The 16960-nt window shown below is 60.7% G+C and carries 15 protein-coding genes and 1 tRNA gene; 4 read left to right on the plus strand and 12 right to left on the minus strand.

What is annotated here, in order from left to right; all coding sequences use genetic code 11:
• Window positions 1-25 precede the first annotated feature (25 nt).
• The 7 genes from ABEA23_RS13705 to ABEA23_RS13735 all read right to left on the minus strand — a co-directional run bounded on the left by ABEA23_RS13705 (window position 26) and on the right by ABEA23_RS13735 (window position 9035).
• The gene (locus ABEA23_RS13705) at window positions 26-1180 is read right to left on the minus strand and encodes a phosphatase PAP2 family protein (RefSeq protein WP_345478544.1); all 1155 of its coding nucleotides are present in this window, start codon (window positions 1178-1180) and stop codon (window positions 26-28) included.
• Window positions 1177-2535, minus strand: a complete 1359-nt coding sequence (locus ABEA23_RS13710) for an MATE family efflux transporter (RefSeq protein WP_345478545.1) — start codon at window positions 2533-2535, stop codon at window positions 1177-1179. The genes ABEA23_RS13705 and ABEA23_RS13710 overlap by 4 nt, the downstream gene beginning before the upstream one ends.
• Window positions 2513-3604: an ABC transporter ATP-binding protein gene (locus ABEA23_RS13715; RefSeq protein ID WP_345478546.1), complete on the minus strand. Its 1092-nt coding sequence runs from the start codon at window positions 3602-3604 to the stop codon at window positions 2513-2515. The genes ABEA23_RS13710 and ABEA23_RS13715 overlap by 23 nt, the downstream gene beginning before the upstream one ends.
• A complete protein-coding gene (locus tag ABEA23_RS13720; protein ID WP_345478547.1) occupies window positions 3601-4713 on the minus strand; it encodes an ABC transporter ATP-binding protein in 1113 nt (370 codons plus the stop codon). The genes ABEA23_RS13715 and ABEA23_RS13720 overlap by 4 nt, the downstream gene beginning before the upstream one ends.
• A complete protein-coding gene (locus ABEA23_RS13725; protein ID WP_345478548.1) occupies window positions 4710-5939 on the minus strand; it encodes an ABC transporter permease in 1230 nt (409 codons plus the stop codon). The genes ABEA23_RS13720 and ABEA23_RS13725 overlap by 4 nt, the downstream gene beginning before the upstream one ends.
• Window positions 5936-6940: an ABC transporter permease gene (locus tag ABEA23_RS13730; RefSeq protein ID WP_260072220.1), complete on the minus strand. Its 1005-nt coding sequence runs from the start codon at window positions 6938-6940 to the stop codon at window positions 5936-5938. Before ABEA23_RS13730 ends, ABEA23_RS13725 begins: the two co-directional genes overlap by 4 nt.
• A gap of 112 nt (window positions 6941-7052) precedes the next feature.
• A complete protein-coding gene (locus tag ABEA23_RS13735) occupies window positions 7053-9035 on the minus strand; it encodes an ABC transporter substrate-binding protein (RefSeq protein WP_345478549.1) in 1983 nt (660 codons plus the stop codon).
• A 286-nt stretch (window positions 9036-9321) separates the two neighbouring features.
• Here ABEA23_RS13735 and ABEA23_RS13740 point away from each other — a divergent pair, with 286 nt between their 5' ends.
• The gene (locus ABEA23_RS13740) at window positions 9322-10380 is read left to right on the plus strand and encodes a LacI family DNA-binding transcriptional regulator (RefSeq protein ID WP_345478550.1); all 1059 of its coding nucleotides are present in this window, start codon (window positions 9322-9324) and stop codon (window positions 10378-10380) included.
• 22 nt (window positions 10381-10402) lie between these two features.
• Here the strand turns inward: ABEA23_RS13740 and ABEA23_RS14290 are convergent, their stop codons facing one another.
• Together ABEA23_RS14290 and ABEA23_RS13745 are read right to left on the minus strand one after the other, a co-directional pair.
• Window positions 10403-10885 (minus strand): HNH endonuclease signature motif containing protein, encoded by a 483-nt coding sequence (locus tag ABEA23_RS14290; protein WP_425577194.1) that lies wholly within the window; start codon window positions 10883-10885, stop codon window positions 10403-10405.
• A complete protein-coding gene (locus ABEA23_RS13745) occupies window positions 10767-11759 on the minus strand; it encodes a DUF222 domain-containing protein (protein WP_345478551.1) in 993 nt (330 codons plus the stop codon). The genes ABEA23_RS14290 and ABEA23_RS13745 overlap by 119 nt, the downstream gene beginning before the upstream one ends.
• A 344-nt stretch (window positions 11760-12103) precedes the next feature.
• On the opposite strand from ABEA23_RS13745, the gene ABEA23_RS13750 reads away from it, so the two are divergent.
• The 3 genes from ABEA23_RS13750 to ABEA23_RS13760 all read left to right on the plus strand — a co-directional run bounded on the left by ABEA23_RS13750 (window position 12104) and on the right by ABEA23_RS13760 (window position 14059).
• A complete protein-coding gene (locus ABEA23_RS13750) occupies window positions 12104-12640 on the plus strand; it encodes a hotdog fold thioesterase (RefSeq protein ID WP_260072214.1) in 537 nt (178 codons plus the stop codon).
• A gap of 97 nt (window positions 12641-12737) precedes the next feature.
• A tRNA-Gly gene (locus tag ABEA23_RS13755) sits at window positions 12738-12808 on the plus strand.
• 75 nt (window positions 12809-12883) lie between these two features.
• Window positions 12884-14059, plus strand: a complete 1176-nt coding sequence (locus tag ABEA23_RS13760; protein ID WP_345478552.1) for a glycosyltransferase family 2 protein — start codon at window positions 12884-12886, stop codon at window positions 14057-14059.
• On the opposite strand, the gene ABEA23_RS13765 is transcribed toward ABEA23_RS13760, so the two are convergent.
• Genes ABEA23_RS13765 through rnc form a run of 3 tightly spaced genes read right to left on the minus strand, consistent with a single transcriptional unit; the run spans window position 13998 to window position 16948 of the window.
• Window positions 13998-14957 (minus strand): glycosyltransferase family 2 protein, encoded by a 960-nt coding sequence (locus ABEA23_RS13765; protein WP_345478553.1) that lies wholly within the window; start codon window positions 14955-14957, stop codon window positions 13998-14000. The two genes, ABEA23_RS13760 and ABEA23_RS13765, sit on opposite strands and share 62 nt — an antisense overlap.
• Window positions 14947-16191, minus strand: a complete 1245-nt coding sequence (locus ABEA23_RS13770; protein ID WP_345478554.1) for an LCP family protein — start codon at window positions 16189-16191, stop codon at window positions 14947-14949. Before ABEA23_RS13770 ends, ABEA23_RS13765 begins: the two co-directional genes overlap by 11 nt.
• Entirely contained in the window at window positions 16184-16948 is a 765-nt protein-coding gene (gene rnc, locus ABEA23_RS13775; protein WP_345478555.1) for a ribonuclease III, read from the minus strand. Before rnc ends, ABEA23_RS13770 begins: the two co-directional genes overlap by 8 nt.
• Window positions 16949-16960: the final 12 nt, after the last annotated feature.

The following is a 16960-nucleotide window of genomic DNA, read 5'->3' on the forward strand; positions in this document are numbered from 1 at the left end:
CGTTGTCCTTTCGGGGCTCGGTCACTCAGTGTTCTGTCATTGCTGCGAGTAGGTCGATGCGTTGCCAGCCGCCGTCGGGCCCCTGCTTATCCAGTGGGTAGCCGGAGTCCAGGGCAGTATCGCGCAGCACCTGTGCGCGTTCTTCGGCATTGAGCTGCGGGTATGCGGTGATCAGCAGATTCGGCGCAAATTCCGGTACCTCAAGCGGCACACCAGCGGGGCCCAGCTGACCAAAGCCATAGCTGAGGTACTGCCGATAATGGTCTCGCGCAGCCCTAAGCGGCAGATATGGCTTATCCTGCTCGATGCTGGTGACCAGCTCTGCCCCGACAGCCGATTCCAGCACTGAGCACAGCTCCTCACGGGATTCGAGCAGCAGCTCCCGGAACAACGGATCTGACCAGCGGTTCGCGGCAATATAGCTGCCCATCATCCTTCCGCCAATCACATCCAGCGGATAATGAACCCCCATCAGCACCCGGTAGTGGCCCAGGTCGGCGGTGCGGGCGAGGATCCCTGCGGCCAGCTCTGGCAGCAGGGTCGCAAGGGTGACACCCTGCCAGTAGGCCTCGGAGGTATGGCCCGAAGGGAACGATCCGTCGTGGCCGGAGTAGGCGTTGCCGCCGTCGACGTCGAATTGGTGAATATGCTCAGGCGCCCGCAGGAACGGACGCACACTCCATTTGGCCCAACGCGCTTTGGCCGGATTGCAGGATGCTCCTTGGTGAGCAACGCGCCCGTGAGGACGGAATTTGGAGAGCAGCTGCACGGTTTTGGGAAGGTCACCGTCAAGGATGGCTTCGCGGAACAGGTGACCCAAGTGAGCCCCGAGCCCCGGAGCCAATGCCAGAAGTTGATCCTCGTACTGTGATTCCAAGGCAGCCCGGCATTGCGCGGGATCCTCGGCAGCTGCCTGGTTGTGCTGAATCGCCAGTGCCAGATCCTGCTCCAGCACGTCGGGGTGCTCACGGATCAGGAGATCAAAACTGTCCAGCAGCGGAATGAAGTCATGACCGCCGTGACCGTCTGAGGGGTAGTTTCTCTGCAGCTGTTGGGCACTGAATCCGCCGCTGAGCTCCTCGTAGCGCGGCTGGAACTCTGAGAACACCCGGTAGCGACGGCGGCTCTGCGGTGTTTCGTGAGTCCAGGATCGAAGAGAACCTTGGGTGTCTGTGCTCATGTCATGTCTTTCGTTAAGTTATTGGCCCACCGGCCCGAGCGAATGCGGAAGAATCCCCAGATCGCTTTGGTGAGCTCTTCGGTGGTGAAGAGCAGGAAGATGACTTCTACAGGCCAGTTGAAGACGAAGGTTCCCAGCAGCACCAACGGCACCCCTATCCCCCATGTGGTCACTGCCACCAGCCGGAAGGAGAAGAGGTTGTCCCCGCCGGCGCGCATGATTCCGGTGATCCAGATGTGATTGAGGAAGAAGATCAGCACCATCGCGGCGTGGATGTAGAGCATGTGGCGCAGATATCGGCTGGCGCTCTCTTCCAACTCAGGGAAGAGCGAGACAACCACAGGATTGGCCAGCAGCAGGACTGCTGTGGCGATCAGGCCGACCACCACCGCAGTACGGGTGAAGCGCTTGGCATAGTCGATGGCCTGCGCCGGGTCCTCATTGCTTAAGTTCTTGCCCACCAGCACTCGGGCGGCATAGGAGAATCCTGAGACACCGATGAGGAAATAGTTGTTGAGGGTCCTGACCAGCTGATAGGCGGCAAGTGCGGCTACGCCCAAATGCCCGAAGGCCATGGCATAGATGAGGCTTCCGGAGGCCCAGACGCCCTCATGCAGCAGCAGCGGGAAACAGACGCGCAGCATCCTGCCGACAAAGGCCTTCCGGAAGCTGAACATCTGGCGCACGCTGGCGTTGACCCAGTAGCGGCGGATGTAGATGAATCCGATGAGGACCAGGCAGGTCAGCGCTGAGGAGATCACCGTGGCAACAGCGGCTCCCTGCAGCTCCAGCCGGGGGAAGCCGGCTAAGCCGAAGATCAGCAGCAGGTTCAGCCCCGTGTTGGTCAGCAGTCCCACCACACCCAGCAGCAGGACTACTTTGATTTTGCCGATAGCGCCTAGGGCATTGGCGTAGGAGTCCTTGACCGCGTTGATCACGTAGGCGATCACGATGATGCTCAGGTACTGCACTGCGGCGCTGACTGTTGCAGGATCGGTGATGAAGAACAGAACAATCTGCTCTTTGAACAGGAACACCAGCACCGCCATGACGGTGGAGAGGCTCACCGCAAGCAGCAGCATCACCCCCAGCGCCCGATGCGCTCCGGCAGTATCACCGCGCCCGTGGAACTGGGTGATGAAGGTCGCCGAGCCCCACGTGGCGGCCATGAGCATGCCCAGGATGAAGCTGAACTGTCCGGCTGCGGCCATTGCCGCCACTGCGCTCTGCCCCAGGGAGGCCACCATCACGGTGTCCAAGAGGATGAACGAGTTCGACAGCAGGGCGTGCAGAACGAAGGGAAGCACCAGGCCGCGGGCCTGGCGGGAGAAGCTATCCGGTGTGGTCTTCAGCACCGGTGATCTCCAATTGCGCCAGCCCCTTCAATTGCAGCTGACTGGCGTAATGGCAGGCCGAGAAGTGTCCCGGCGCAGTCTCTTGAAGCGTAGGTGCCTTCTGCTCACACAGCTCGGTGGCATAGGCACACCGGTTGGCGAACAGGCACCCTTTAGGCCGATCTGCCGGTGAGGGCACCTCCCCCTTGGGCACAATGCGCTGCCTGCGCACCTCAGGATCCGGCTGCGGGACCGCCGAGAGCAGCACCTCAGTGTAGGGGTGCTTGGGGGCGGCGAAGAGCGAATCGGTGGGGGCCAGTTCCACGATGCGGCCCAGGTACATCACTGCCACACGGTCAGAGATGTACTCCACGATGGAGAGATCGTGGGCGATGAAGAGGTAGGTGACACCCAGCTCATCCTGCAGGTCTCGCAGCAGGTTGATGATCTGGGCCTGAATGGAGACGTCCAATGCGGAGACCGCCTCGTCGGCGACGATCACGCTGGGCCGGGTCACCAGTGCTCGGGCGATGCCGATGCGCTGGCGCTGTCCGCCGGAGAAGCTGTGCGGGTAGCGCCGCAGATGAGAGGGATCTAGTCCCACCTTCTCTGCGATTTCACGGACCCGACGGCGCAGCTCCGCCTGCGGAATGCGTGTGGTGGCCTTCAGCGGCTCAGCGATGATGTCAAAAACTGTCTGCCGCGGATCCAGCGAGGAATGCGGGTCCTGGAAGATCATCTGGATGTCCTTGCGGACTTTCTTCAGCTGGCGTCCCTTCAGGCTCAGAAAGTCAACCTCGCTGCCTTCCTGCGGTGTATAGATCACCTCTCCGGAAGTGGCATCGATGCCGCGGACGATACAACGGCCCAACGTGGATTTGCCGCAGCCCGACTCGCCCACCACGGACAGGGTTTCGCCCTGCTGCAGACTGAAGGAGACGTCGTCGACGGCGGGGAATGACACAGTTTTTGAGACGGCGAACTCTTTCGTGAGGTTCTTGACCTCCAGCACCGCTGGTTCCGTCGGGTGTTCGCCGGGAAGTTCCTGGGGTTTCTGCTCCGGTGAGGTGCTCAGGGTCAGAGTGCTCATCGCTGCTCCTTAGGCTCTGCTGCGGTGGGTGCCCGATGGGCAGTAGGGCTGGTTGCCGGCTCTGGCACCGGCTCTGCTGGCTTGGACCCGCTAGCGATGTCGGGATCCTCGAGGAAACACCGCACCTGATGCTGGGGGGCAACCGGAAGCAGCTGCGGGGTGGCGGTGTTGCAGACACCGTCGATCCTGTGGGCGCAGCGGTCGTAGAAACCGCACATGGGTGGCAGGTCGATGGCTTGTGGCACAGTGCCTTCAATGGCGTAGAGGCGCTCACGACGGCCCATCCCCAGCCGCGGGATGGAGCGGAGCAGCCCCCGGGTGTAGGGGTGGCGGGGGTTCTTGAAGATCTCACGCACCGGAGCCTGTTCCACCACTTTGCCCAGGTACATCACGGCCACTTCATCACAGACCTCGGCGACGACGGCCAGATCGTGGGTGATGAACAGTACCGCCATGCCCAGCTCCTCCTGCAGCTGAGAGATCAGTTCCAGGACCTGAGCTTGGATGGTGACGTCCAGGGCGGTAGTGGGTTCATCGGCGATGAGGATCTCGGGGCTGCAGCTCAGTGCCATCGCAATCAGTGCTCGCTGGAGCATGCCGCCTGAGAACTCATGCGGGTACTGGTCGATGCGGCGATCGGCGTCAGCAATACCGACCTTAGCCATCATGGCCAGGCAGATCTGGCGTGCCTCATGACGGTCCGAGGTTGTGTGCAGCAGGATCGCCTCAATGATCTGATTGCCAATGGTGTACAGCGGAGAGAATGCCGTCATCGGCTCCTGGAAGATCATGGCAATGCGACGACCGCGGACTGTACGAACCAGCGGACCTTTGGGATCCAGGGACAGGATCTCGAGCTCATCATGATCGTCTGTGGCATGCAGGGTGATCCGCCCGGCCTCGTCAAAGTCCTCGGGGTTGAGCCGGAGCAGGGTCTTGGAAGTCAGTGACTTCCCAGATCCTGACTCTCCCACCAACCCCAGGGTGCTGCCTGCTTTGAGAGTGAAGCCCACACCGTCAACTGCTTTGAGGGTGCCCGCCTCGGTGGGCAGATGTACTTTCAGATCTTCTACGGTCAGCACGGTGGTGCCGGGTGCGGGGGCCGTCATCGTTTATTCGCCTTCTTATACGGGTCAGCTGCATCGCGGAGGCCATCGCCGAGGAAGTTGAAAGCCAGCACGGTCAGGATCACGAAGATCAGTGGAATGAGCTTGTGCGGGTAGATCGAGACCGAGGCCACGTTCTGGGCTTCCTGCAGCAGTACTCCCCAGCTGGTAGCCGGAGCTTGAATACCTAGTCCAAGGAAGCTCAATGCGGTCTCACCCAGGATCATCCCCGGAATAGCCAGAGTCATAGCCACAATGAGGTATGACATGAATCCTGGGACCAGATGCACACCGATGATCTTCATCGGGCGCACACCGGCTACCCGGGCGGCCATCACGTAGTCCTCTTGTTTGAGGGAAACGAACTTGGACCTGACCACCCGCGCCAGGGTGGTCCATTCGATGAAGGCCATGATGACGGTGATGTAGAGGAACATCGTGACCACCGGGACTCGGGACGGGATCGCTGCGGCCAGGGCCATCCACAGCGGCAGTGTCGGGAAGGACCGCATAATTTCGATGATTCGCTGGATCACAAAGTCGATGGTTCCGCCGAAATAGCCTGCGATGGATCCGACCACAATGCCGAGGATGAAGCTGATGGCCACGCCTACCAGGGGAATCGACAGTGAGACCTGGGAACCCAGCAGGATCCGAGAGAACAGGTCACGACCCATGCCGTCTGTGCCGAAGAGGAAGATCCGGCCGCCCCCGTCAACGCCGAAGAGGTGAATAGAGGAGCTGAAGAGCCCGAAGAAGCTCCACTCGGATCCCTCTACGAAGAACTGGAGGCGGTGGATCCGATCTGTATCAGCGGTGAGGATGCTGCGCAGCGTCTCCGGGTCGCGACTGTGCTCGAGACCGTAGACATAGGGACCTACCCACTGGCCCTCGTGGAAGAAGCGGATCCTGGTCGGCGGCGCATCAATATAGGCAGCGTCGTAGCTTCCCAAGTTATAGGGCGCAAGGAATGGGGCGAAGATCGCACCGAAGTAGAGCAGACCCAATACCACCATGGAGATCTGGGCCAACCGGTGGGAGCGCAGCTTGGTCCACATCAGCCGCCACTGGCCGGCCGCGTAATACTTGTCCTGGGCTCGGGAGGCGGCCTGCTGCTGGGTGCGGGTATAGCCGCCGTCGAAGGTGGTTTCCTCCTGCATGCCGATCTTCTTCTCGCGGCGGGTGAGCCGAATAGTGCGGGTGCCGTTCTTAGGCGCGGTCAGGCTCATGCGGAGGCACCGTTCCTTTCATGACGAATACGGGGATCCAGCCAGGCCAGCAGAATGTCGGAAATCAGCGTGCCGATGACGGTCAGTACCGCCATGAACAGCAGCCAGGTACCGGCGAGGTACATATCCTGGGCCAGTAGGGCATCAAGCATGACGGGGCCCTGGGTGGGCAGGTTCAGCACGATCGCGGTGATGGTGGATCCGGTGAAGATTGCGGTCAAAGACCAGCCCAGAGTGGAAACAATCGGGTTGATCGCCGCGCGCAACGGGTATTTGCGCAGGATGGTTGATTCCTTGACGCCTTTAGCCCGGGCGGTGACCACATTGGGTTTATTGAGCTCATCAAGCATCTGACCGCGCATCACGCGGATGAGTTCGCAGGTGGAGGCAGTGCCGATGACCACAATAGGAATGATCATGTGTTTCAGGAGATCCCCAATTCGTGCCAGGGACCATTCGGCGCCGCGGAACTCTGGGGACTGCAGCCCCAGCATCGGGCTTCCCGTCCAGGAGTAGGCCAAGTACATCAGGATCAGCGCCAGCAGGAAGTTCGGGGTTGCCATGCCGAGGAAGCCCACTGTGGTGAAGACGTAGTCACCCAGGGAATACTGCTTGACTGCGGAATAGACACCGATGGGGATGGCCACCAAGTAGGTGAAGAGCATGGAGGCGATGGCCACTACCAGGGTCATGACCATGTACTGCTCGATGACATCAAGAACGGGCTGGGAGTAGGCAAAGCTGTAACCGAAGTCGCCTCGGCTGATGATCCCCCACAGCCATCCGAGATACCTGATGTACCAGGGCTGATCCAACCCGAAACGCTCTCGCAGGGCCTGTTGGTCTGCGGCGGAGAGCTGCTCGCCCTCATCAGCGAGCTGACGCGCGTAGTTGGAGACATAGTCACCAGGGGGCAGCTGAATGATCCAGAAGACGATCGTGGAGATAATCAGCACCACTGGGATCATCAGCAGCGTGCGCCTGAAGATGTACTTGAGCACGGAAAAGGGCTCCTCGGATTCTCAATGAAGGGCAGGAGAAGGGCCCGCACCACTGCTGTAGGCGGGCCCCACTCCTGAATAGGAAGACTCAGCTCAGGGTGAGATCCCCGATTTAGTCCTCAAGGCCGACGAAGGAGAACTGCGCCGGGCGTCCATGGCCCAGGTCGCGGAACTCGTCAGCAAAGGTGACCCCGTCGGGGACGTTGACAATGTCATTGCTGACAGCGATCAGCATCGGCACCGGACCGGTATAGCCCAGGACCCACTGGTTGTCCTGGTGCAGCTTCACGATCTGCTCAGCAGCATCTTCGATAGCTTCAGTATCGGTAGCTGATGAGACCTCGGCCCACAGGTCCCACATCTGCTCGATTGCTTCGGGGACCTCGTAATCACCGCTGGGTTCACAGACCTGTTCGTACATGCATCCGAACTCACCGAACCAAGTGTTGCCTGCGGCAATATCGCGCACCGGCACCACAGTGTCAGGGCGCAGGTAGGGAGAGATACCGCCTGGGCCGAATGCGGTGGTGGCCACATGCTCGTTGTCCAACAGGGTCTGGTCCAAGGTGCCGCGGTCAACGAGGCGCACATCGGTACGGATACCCACAGCCTCGAAGTAGTGCTGGAGGAGCTCCTCAAAGTCACCGGCCTGAGCGTCGTCGGACTCCTGGAGAATCTCTAGCCGCAGCTCCGAACCATCAGGCAAAGTCCGGTAGTCGCCGTCGTACTCCAGACCCAGCTCGTCAAGGAGCTCACCGGCCCGCTCAACGTCGTACTCGGCCCACTGCTCAGCCCAACCTTCCTGGTGGAAGGGCAGCGCCTGGTTGATGGAAGCCTGCTGCGGTGCGCCCAGACCAAGCGTCAGGATCTCGGAGAGCTCTTCGCGGTCGACGGCTACCGAGAGTGCTTCACGGAACCGTGCATCCTGGAAGAGTTCGCGCAGTTGGTCATCCTGAACAGTCTGGTTCAACATCAGGCTGTCGCTGGCCCAGTTCACGCCCTCCCACTGGAGAATGCGGTAGTCGCCCTGCTCCTGGTTCTCCGCCAGTTCGGTGAAGTTGCCGAAGCCGAACTGGGAGATGTCGAAGTGACCGCTCATAGTCTCCAGAAGCACGTGGCTATCATCCTGGACTGACTCCAGTACGACCTGATCAATGTAGGGCAGCTGGTTACCCTCGGCGTCGGTCTTCCAGTAGTAGGGGTTGCGCTCCCAGGTGACGTTATTGGAGCGCGGCTCTTCTGTGGCTACCCATGCACGAAGCGATGGGCGGTCGGGCCAGATCCAGAAGTAGTACGTGATGTGCTCATACCAGCCCTCAAGGTCAGCGAAACCGTGCTCGCTGGCGATGCGCATAGCTTCTTCTTCGCCGACGAACTCATCCAGGATGTTCTCCAGATAGTGAGCCGGGGCAAACATCCACTTGGCATCGATGGCCAGACGCTCCAGGAAGAGCACACGCGGGTGTTCGAAGGAAACGGTGAAGGTGTGGTCATCAACCTGCTCGATCACAGCCTGGGCGCGTTCGCCGGTCTCTGGATCAGTGGAGTAGAAAGCGTCATAGACTCCGCGCTGGAAAATCTCTGGCTTCATGACATGTTCCCACCAGAAGATCACGTCACGGGCGGTGAAGGGCTCGCCGTCGGACCATTTCATGCCCTCACGAAGGAAGATGGTGAACTCAGTGTAGTCATCGTTGACCTCGTAGCCCTTGGCAACGTTGGGCTCCACGCCGTCACCATCGGCGGCGAAGCGGAACAGTGCCTCTTCAGTGATTTTTCCGATGCCCCACGGGGAATCGATGCCGTTCCATGGCATGTTCCAGGTGCCGCCGTGCTCACCGATCTGCTCGAGGACAGGCTCCACCATGATGTCTTCAGCCACGGGAAGTCGCTCGGCGAGTTCCGGGAGCTCACCAGCGCTGACCAGTTCAGTCAGTGTCGGCGCCTCGTTAACGTCCTCGAGAGACTCGATGGACTCGTTTGTATTGACCTCCCCCGCTTCGGCGGCTTCACCCGGGTTATCGCCGCCGCAAGCGGTCAGCCCCAGCGCTGCCGCCACTAGCAGCGCCGGCGGTGTCATGGTCTTCCTCATCATGTGTTGCCCCTCGTCCCAATAGATCTTTGGCTTTAACGAACTGGACGGCCCCTTCGGCAGCGGTCCATTCATCGTTAATGTCCGGCACCACCTGCGGCCACAAATGAATCTATGGAAGGTCCATGACTGATCCGTGGCGATGTGTGGAACCATCGGTGAATTTCCGGCCGAGAGTAGGGGGTGATTTAAGTTCCCGGGTAGCGGGAAAGTGAACAGTGTGTGAACGATCCCAATAATTCACTGATCTGAAGGCCGTGATTACCCGCAAGTCACTACGATGGCGCGTGTGCCAGATACCACTCAGCCACGCGCTACTTTGAAGGATATTGCCGCACGAGCCGAAGTCTCGGTGACTGCCGCTTCGCTCGCCCTTCGAGGCCAACCTGGTGTCTCTGCGCGTACCCGGACACAGATTCTCGCTGCAGCTGAAGAACTCGGCTATATTTCCGCCGGACGCGGCCCCCAGCATGATCGCAAGACAGTGGGGGTTCTGCTCCGAGACATTGTCAGCGTGTTCTCCCATGACGTGGTTGCTGGCATTCAGCAGGTCACCGATGAGCACGATATTCGACTGGTAGTCGCCGATGGCCGCGGCGATGATGAGACTATTCGTGCCGAATTCGAGAAGCTTGCCCAACAGCCGCTGCACGGCCTTGTGGTTTTCGGGACAGCTGTCACCGACACTGCGCTGAGAAGCTGCGCCGAACGAATGCCGGTAGTTGTGATCGGGCGAATGGGTCGCCCGGTACGCGGGGTGGACATTGTCAGCAACGATGATTTCCAGGGCGCCAAGATCGCTGTTCAACATCTGCTCCACCAGGGCCATAGCCGCATCGCCCACCTCTCGAAGGGATTGCTACGTCGGGACGGCTTTGTGGCGCAGATGCGCGAGGCGGGCCTGGAACTCCACGCCCAGGTAGAGGGCGGAACACCCGAACTGCTCAAACCTGCAATCCGCTACATACTCTTCTCCGTACTGCATGAGAAGAACTCCCCTACAGCGGTCTTTGCTGAAACTGACGGGATCGCCATCGACCTCATCGGGGCCGCACTGGATGCCGGCCTGCGGGTACCTGAGGACCTCAGCGTGGTTGGTTACGACAGCACTCGCCAGTGCGACATGATTCGTCCGCGGCTCACCAGCGTGGGACAGCCGCGGCATGAGATGGGCCAGGCCGCCATCGAGCTGCTACGGAACCGCTGGGCCGGCGAGACTGAGGATAAGCACATCATGCTGGAACCCAGCCTCGAAATCCGCGAATCAACCTCCGTGCCCAGGTTTTCTGATCCTGATTCTCCCCTTGACCTGAGCGTCGGCGTAAAAGCAGCAGGCCAGGATCGCTAGATCACTCGACACCAGTGCTCAGCTAGAGGCGATCGAGGCTGTGTGTACATTCCCCGGTCGACTGCCAGTCTGAGGGCGGTGCGCCAGGGCTGGCCGGCGGACTGTGATGGGGCGGCCCCTGGTCGGGTGGACTGCCATCCGGTGGGCGGAGAAAGCCGTGGGATTTCATCCGGTGATGTCGCCTGCATAACGCCCAGAGGTTGCTGGCGGTGGTTCCTCCAGCCTGTTCCCAGGGCGTTTGATGGTCGATGTCGCAGCGCTCAGCACTGATGGCGCATCCCTCTGCTTGGCAGGTCCCGTCCCGGAAGATCAGCGCGTCTCGTAGCCGGGTTGGCGGGTACCGGCCGATATACCGAGCACTCAGTAAGTCGTGCTCAGCGTTGCGGTCATCCCGTCGTGTGCTGCCCTGGTACCAGTGATGCTGGGCCTCGGGATCTGCGGCGAGGTGGCGTGCTTGGTGGGCGGGGATCATCCATGACCGGTCCGCAGTCCATCGCCGGCTCATCACTGTCACCGGTGAGGGTGGCCTCCGGGATCATGATCATGATCTTGGCATCAACCGCAGCGTCATAGACGCGTCCATCGCGAAGCCATGCGGCGAGGAGGTCTGCTTCCCGCTGAGCCAGGGTCCGTGGGTCACTGTTCCGGTCGTCACTAGTCTGGCCTTCAGCCGCTCTTGGGGTGGTGGCAGTGGAGCACCTGGCGTTCGCGTTCGTGGTGGGCTCGTCTGCGCTGGGTTGGCGAGCGCTGCGCTGGTCCATACCCCGGGCTGCGGCTTTGAGGCGCTTCTCAATCGCTGCCGCTTCCAGGGTGGGGATATAGGCCTGGAGGTAGCTCATCCCGTGAGACAGGTGCTGAAACCGCACAAACCGGGCTTGGGTTTCCTTCTCACAAGCTCGGGGGTAACGCTCTGGGTCTAGTGAGGCGATGTAGCGGGTGAGCCAGTGATGAAACTCCGAGAGTCTACGACGTTGGGCTTGTTCTGCCGCGGCCTGATCAAGTTGTTGCAGCAGGTGTGCGGGGAGATCACTGGTGGTGGCGGCGTCGATGGTTTTCCGCACCCTGGGCAGGTCAACAAGACCCTCACAGAATGTCCTCCATGTACGGGGCAGCAAGTGGCGGGCATCCTGGGCAGTGTTCAGAATGCTGGTGGCAGTACGGTCACTGACCCCGAAGAATCTCGCAGCATCATGAGCCGCTGACCTCTCAGCCTCAGAGCGGAGGAGCAGAGGTTCCTGGGCATAGGCGGCGATGACGCGCTCGCGATACTCCACCAATGAGGTGATGGTCGCGGCTTCGGCTTTCCGGGCTATGACTCGCTGCTTCCACGCCACAGCAAACTCCGGCTCCCCAGCGAGGGCTCTCAGGTGCTCAGGCATAGGAGGGACGCTGGTGGTGGAAGCTGCCATGGTGATCACCCCTGTCCCTGTGCCGGCCTCACGGCCTGGCCTTATACCTGGGCTTTATACCTGTGTGCACCTGTCCATCCATCGAATCTATGTTCTACTATTTCATGCTCTTTAATGCCTGTCGAGATATCTTGAGCATTCTTGTGATGCGCACGGGGCATACGGCATGACGTGATCCCCAGCGAAGAAGCCTTGACTGGACGTCTCACCTGTCCCATCGGACCTCATTGCTGCTCCAGCCACTGCGCCATTCAGAATCACGAGACACTTGAGCCCCCATCACCCCACACGGATAGGCCGATAAAGTTATCTGCATGACCGATGATTCTTCCCTGGACACTACTTACCGCCCCGGACTCCCTTTCCCGGGCGTCCCCACGCCATTCCCGGACGAAGATGAGCGCCTTGCTCGCCTGGAAGCAGCCGGAATACCGGCGGAGTACCACGAATGGATGGGCCCTCATGGCATCACGCCCCTGGGGGCGAAACTCGGGCTGGTCTACCGCGAAATGCACCCGGATAAAGTGGTGGCAACTATCCCGGTGGCCGGAAATGAGCAGAATGTTGGCCTGCTGCACGGCGGCGCCCATCTGGCCCTAGCCGAGACCCTAGGCTCTGTGGCCACCATCCTGCACGCCCGGGTGAATCTGGGGCTCGAGTATCCGGTAGTGGGGACAGAACTTGGTGCCACCCATCATCGCGGCGCCACCGAGGGGCTGGTCTGGGCCACCTGCATCCCACTGAACCTGGGTAAGCAGCTGGCCAGCCATGAGATTGTCATGCGCGATGACCAGGGACGACGGCTGTCCACGGCGCGGATGACAAATATGATCCTGCACCCGCGGGGCTGACCCACTACACATTGTTCACTTCAGCGAACGGCGTGGCGGTTTTGGCACAGTGGCGCTGAGCTTGCTAAAGTAAACAGGCGCTCAAAGGGCGCCTGCCGGGGGTGTAGCTTAATGGTAAAGCCCCAGCCTTCCAAGCTGGCTACGCGGGTTCGATTCCCGTCACCCCCTCGCTGAAGGAAAACCCCTGACGTTCTACGCAACGGACAGGGGTTTTTCTGTATCTGCACCGCCGAAGGAGAGCCTGTGGGAGCATCGGATCTTAGAACGGTCACTGCCGAAGCGCGAGACGCAGCCCGCAACCACCGCCTTCGGCTTGCCGTGATCATCCCAGTCTTCAATAACGGTGAGCTTCTGCGTACCAGGGCCTTCCCATCGCTGGTGAACTCCGCCTACTTCGCTCAGATGCACATCCTGCTTATAGACGACGGCTCCACCTATACCGCCACTCGGGAAGCGGTGGCAGAGCTCGCGGCAGCTCATCCTAATGTGACGGCATTCTTCCATGCCGAGGGCGGGTCGGGTTCAGCGTCCCGACCGCGCAATACCGGGGTGGAACTCGCCTTCACTGACTACCTCACGTACCTGGATCCCGATGACGAAATGCTCGACGACGGGTACTGGAAGCTCGTGGAGGATCTTGAGGCGGAGCCGCGCGCTCAGTTCGCCCTGGGAGACGAGATCACCGACCGCAATGGTCAGCAGCGGCTGCTGCCGAATAGACCGCACTATGGCAAGCTCGCCGATGCCGAGGGCCTGATCCGGCTCAGCAAGAATGCGCTGCGCCGAACCGGATTCCGTCCCACCTCCATCGAAGCAATGGTGGTGCGCACTCAGTGGCTTAAGGAACAAAAACTGCGGCAGGTGGAAGGCGCAGCCGGCCAGGACACCCTGTTCTTCTTGCAGGTTCTCCAAGCCGCAGAGGTCTGTCTACTGCGTGATGAGCCCGTCTACATCTATTACGCCGATGTGGCGGGATCCATGGTTAATGCAGTGGGCCCAGGGTACTTCCACAAATGTCTCACCCTGGAGAAGGCCCAGGTGAAGTGGCTGCAGCAGGAGGGCCTGCTCGAGGACTATCTGGAGACTCGCTTCGAGAAGTTCTTCGTCACCTGGTACCTGCGGCAGTTCTCTCGTGTGCAGCCCGAGCACCGTCAGGAGGTTCGTTCCCTGCTATGGGAAATTGCTTGCTGCTATCTCTCCGACCCACGGGCGCACCGATGGCAGTATCCGCAGAGCATGTGGTTCTTCCGTAAGCCCGGGTTGCCTTCCCTTGAGGGCTTGCGCCCATGGGCTGCGCAGGCGAAGCTGCGTGGCTCAGCCGCAGCCGGACAGGCCCGGCAGCTGACTGAGGGGGCGCTCACTCGGGCTGAGCGTCTTGCCGCGCGTATTCGATCCGGCGGCGACCAGCCAGAGCGGTGATCATCCCCAGACCTTCATGCCAGTAGTAATGGTCTTTGAAGGTCACTGGTTTGCGCCTCAGCTTCTTGGCAGAGACCCGAGCGGCGCTGTATCCCAGCCGCAGGACGCCTTCTCCTGCGATCCGCAGCGGCACAACTGGACCTGGAAGACGACGGCGGATCTTCAGTGTGCGCACGTATCCGCCGCGTGAGGCTCGCTGGTGCAGCCACGCCTGAGTGGAGCGGTCTGCTGGAATGGTCTCGTAGATGAGAACATCTTTGGTCCACCAGTACTTCGCCCCGGCACGCTGCATCCGCTCGAAGAGATCGGAATCCTCTCCCCCGGTGAAGTTGAACATCTCGTCGAAACGCATCCCGCGTTCGGCAAACCACTCGAAACGCACCAGGGAGTTGTGGGTGGCTGGCCTGCGCGGATACGGACCTTCCGGATGCTCCAACTTGCGGACAAAACCGTAGTTGGCAAGCCATTCTGGTTCGCCCTCTTCAAACACCGGAAGGACTGGGCCCGTCACGGCATCAGCCCCGGTGGCATTGGCGGTGTCGATCATGGCGCTCAGCCAGTGGGCGGGAACGTATTCGTCGTCGTCGATGAATATCACCGCCTGCGCGTCCTGCGGCACCGCGTCCAACGACGCGTTACGGGCCGAAGAGATTCCCGGCACCGGCTGATGCAGGTACACCGCGCTGGGCAGATGCTCGGCTACGGTCTGTGCCGCGGCGGGCTCAGGCGCGTTGTCCACGATGATGACCTGCGGCGCGGTCAAGGAGGAATCGGCCGGCAGACGTACGGCAGCAAGTGAGTCCAGCAACTGAGCCAACAGCTCGTTGCGCTGATATGTGCACACCAGGATCCACGTGCCCTCTACAGTGATCTGGCTGGAGCCCGGTTTATTGGGCATTGCGGCTTCCCCCCGCGATCTTCCCTATCAGCTGGCCTACTGGCTCATCGGGCAGTTGGGTGTAGCTTTCAGCCTCACCCGTGAACGCCGAAGAACCGCCTTCCTCGGACAACTCCAGATACTCCAGGAAGCCTTGCATATTCTCATTCTTCAGGGAGGTCTGCAGCAGCTGCATCATGTCTTCATCCGGAAGGATCACCTGTGCCCCGCCGGTAGTCACGGCGGGCTCGCCAGTGGGCATGGTGAACATGTGGATGTCATTGGCCCGCAGGTTGCGCATTTCCATGGCGTAGCCGGCCACTGTCTCCGCATTCAGTGCCGAATCCACCTCCATGAACGGGACAATGGACTCCACCACATTCATCACCCGCTGCGGATTGGTCAGCGTATCTCCGGAGAGAAAACGCTGCACGATGGCTTTGACCACACGCTGCTGGTTCTGCACGCGCATATAGTCACCGATGGGGAAAGACTTGCGCTCGCGGACGTACCACAGCGCTTCCTCGCCCTCGAGACGAATCTCCCCCTCTGGGAAGAAAACCGGATCATGCTCGCGGCCGGAGAATGCCTGAGGATTGTCCACGTAGACTCCGCCCAGTGCCGTGGTCAGATCTGAGAATCCTTCGAAGTCGATGACCGCGACATGGTCGATATGGGTATAGAGCATTTCCTCGACCATATCCACCACGAGCTCATATCCGCCGGCTCCCAGCGCAGAGTTCACCCTGCCGTATCCATGCCCGGGCACCTCGACCCACAGATCGCGCATGATGGACATGACATAGACCCCGGATCGATCCGCCGGAATGTGCACGAACATCATCACATCCGAGCGCGCTCCGCCTTCTCCGGTCCTGGCGCGGTAGTCTTCCTCATCATCACCACGGGAGTCGCTTCCCAGCAGCAGCATATTGATGGTGTCATCTGAGGTCCGGTATGCGCTGTCATCGGCAAGATCAAGCTCTTCAATGACATTGCGGTTGTCATCGAAGGTGGTCTGCAGCTGGCGCAGATAGAGTCCGGCGATGACAACGGCGGCGATGACCAGCACAGCTATCACGCCCAGGACAATAGCGATGATCTTAGTGCGGCGTCGTGGTTTCTTCTCGCTGGCAGCGGCCTGTGTACTGCCCTTGCCCGCCTTACCCGCCGCTGGTTCCGGAACGACTCCGCCGCGTGCGCGACGCGGCCGGTGCGGCTGTGGGCCGGGCTGCTGCGGTGGTCGTTCAGCCACTGACCTCTCCCTGTCCTGATAACGACGGCGCGGCCTCGAAACGGCCCAGCACCAGGGTGAGAATATCGGCCTGGCCTTCGCCGGAAGTGAGTTGCTCCACTGTCACGCGTGCTGCTTCTCTTTCGGCTTCCTTCTTCGATGGGCCCGCCCCATTGCCATAGGACACACCGCCGATCACCAAAGTGGCGGTAAAGGACTTATTGTGATCAGGCCCGAAATCCTCAATCAGGTACTTGATATCACCCAGCCCGCGCTCAGCGGCCAGTTCCTGGACGGTGGTCTTCCAGTCCTTGCCTGCTGTCATCGCTTCTTTGTCCTGCAGCAGTGGAGTCACCAGCCGCAGGACCAGCTGCCGGGCGGTTTCGATATTGGTGGAGAGATAGGCAGCACCAATCAGCGCTTCCATGGTGTCGGCAAGGATGGAATCCTTCTCAGCACCTTTAGTGCGCATCTCCCCTTCCCCCAGCCGAATATGCGGACCAACGCCTAAGCTGCGAGCGATCCGGGCCAGAGCCCGAGTGGAGACCAGGGCTGCGCGCAGCTTGGCCAGATCCCCTTCGGGCAGGTCTTCGAAGGCGCGATACAGAAAATCAGTGACCGCCAGGCCAAGGACCGAATCGCCGAGGAACTCCAGGCGCTCGTTGGTGGGCAGCCCTTCGTTCTCATAGGCGAAGGATCGGTGCGTGAGGGCAAGACGAAGAGTCCCGGGGTCAATATGGACCCCGAGACTCTTCAGAAGCTCATTCGTGTCTGCCAACTCCTACCGGGT

This window comes from Nesterenkonia rhizosphaerae, assembly GCF_039544555.1.
Taxonomy (GTDB): Bacteria; Actinomycetota; Actinomycetes; order Actinomycetales; family Micrococcaceae; genus Nesterenkonia; species Nesterenkonia rhizosphaerae.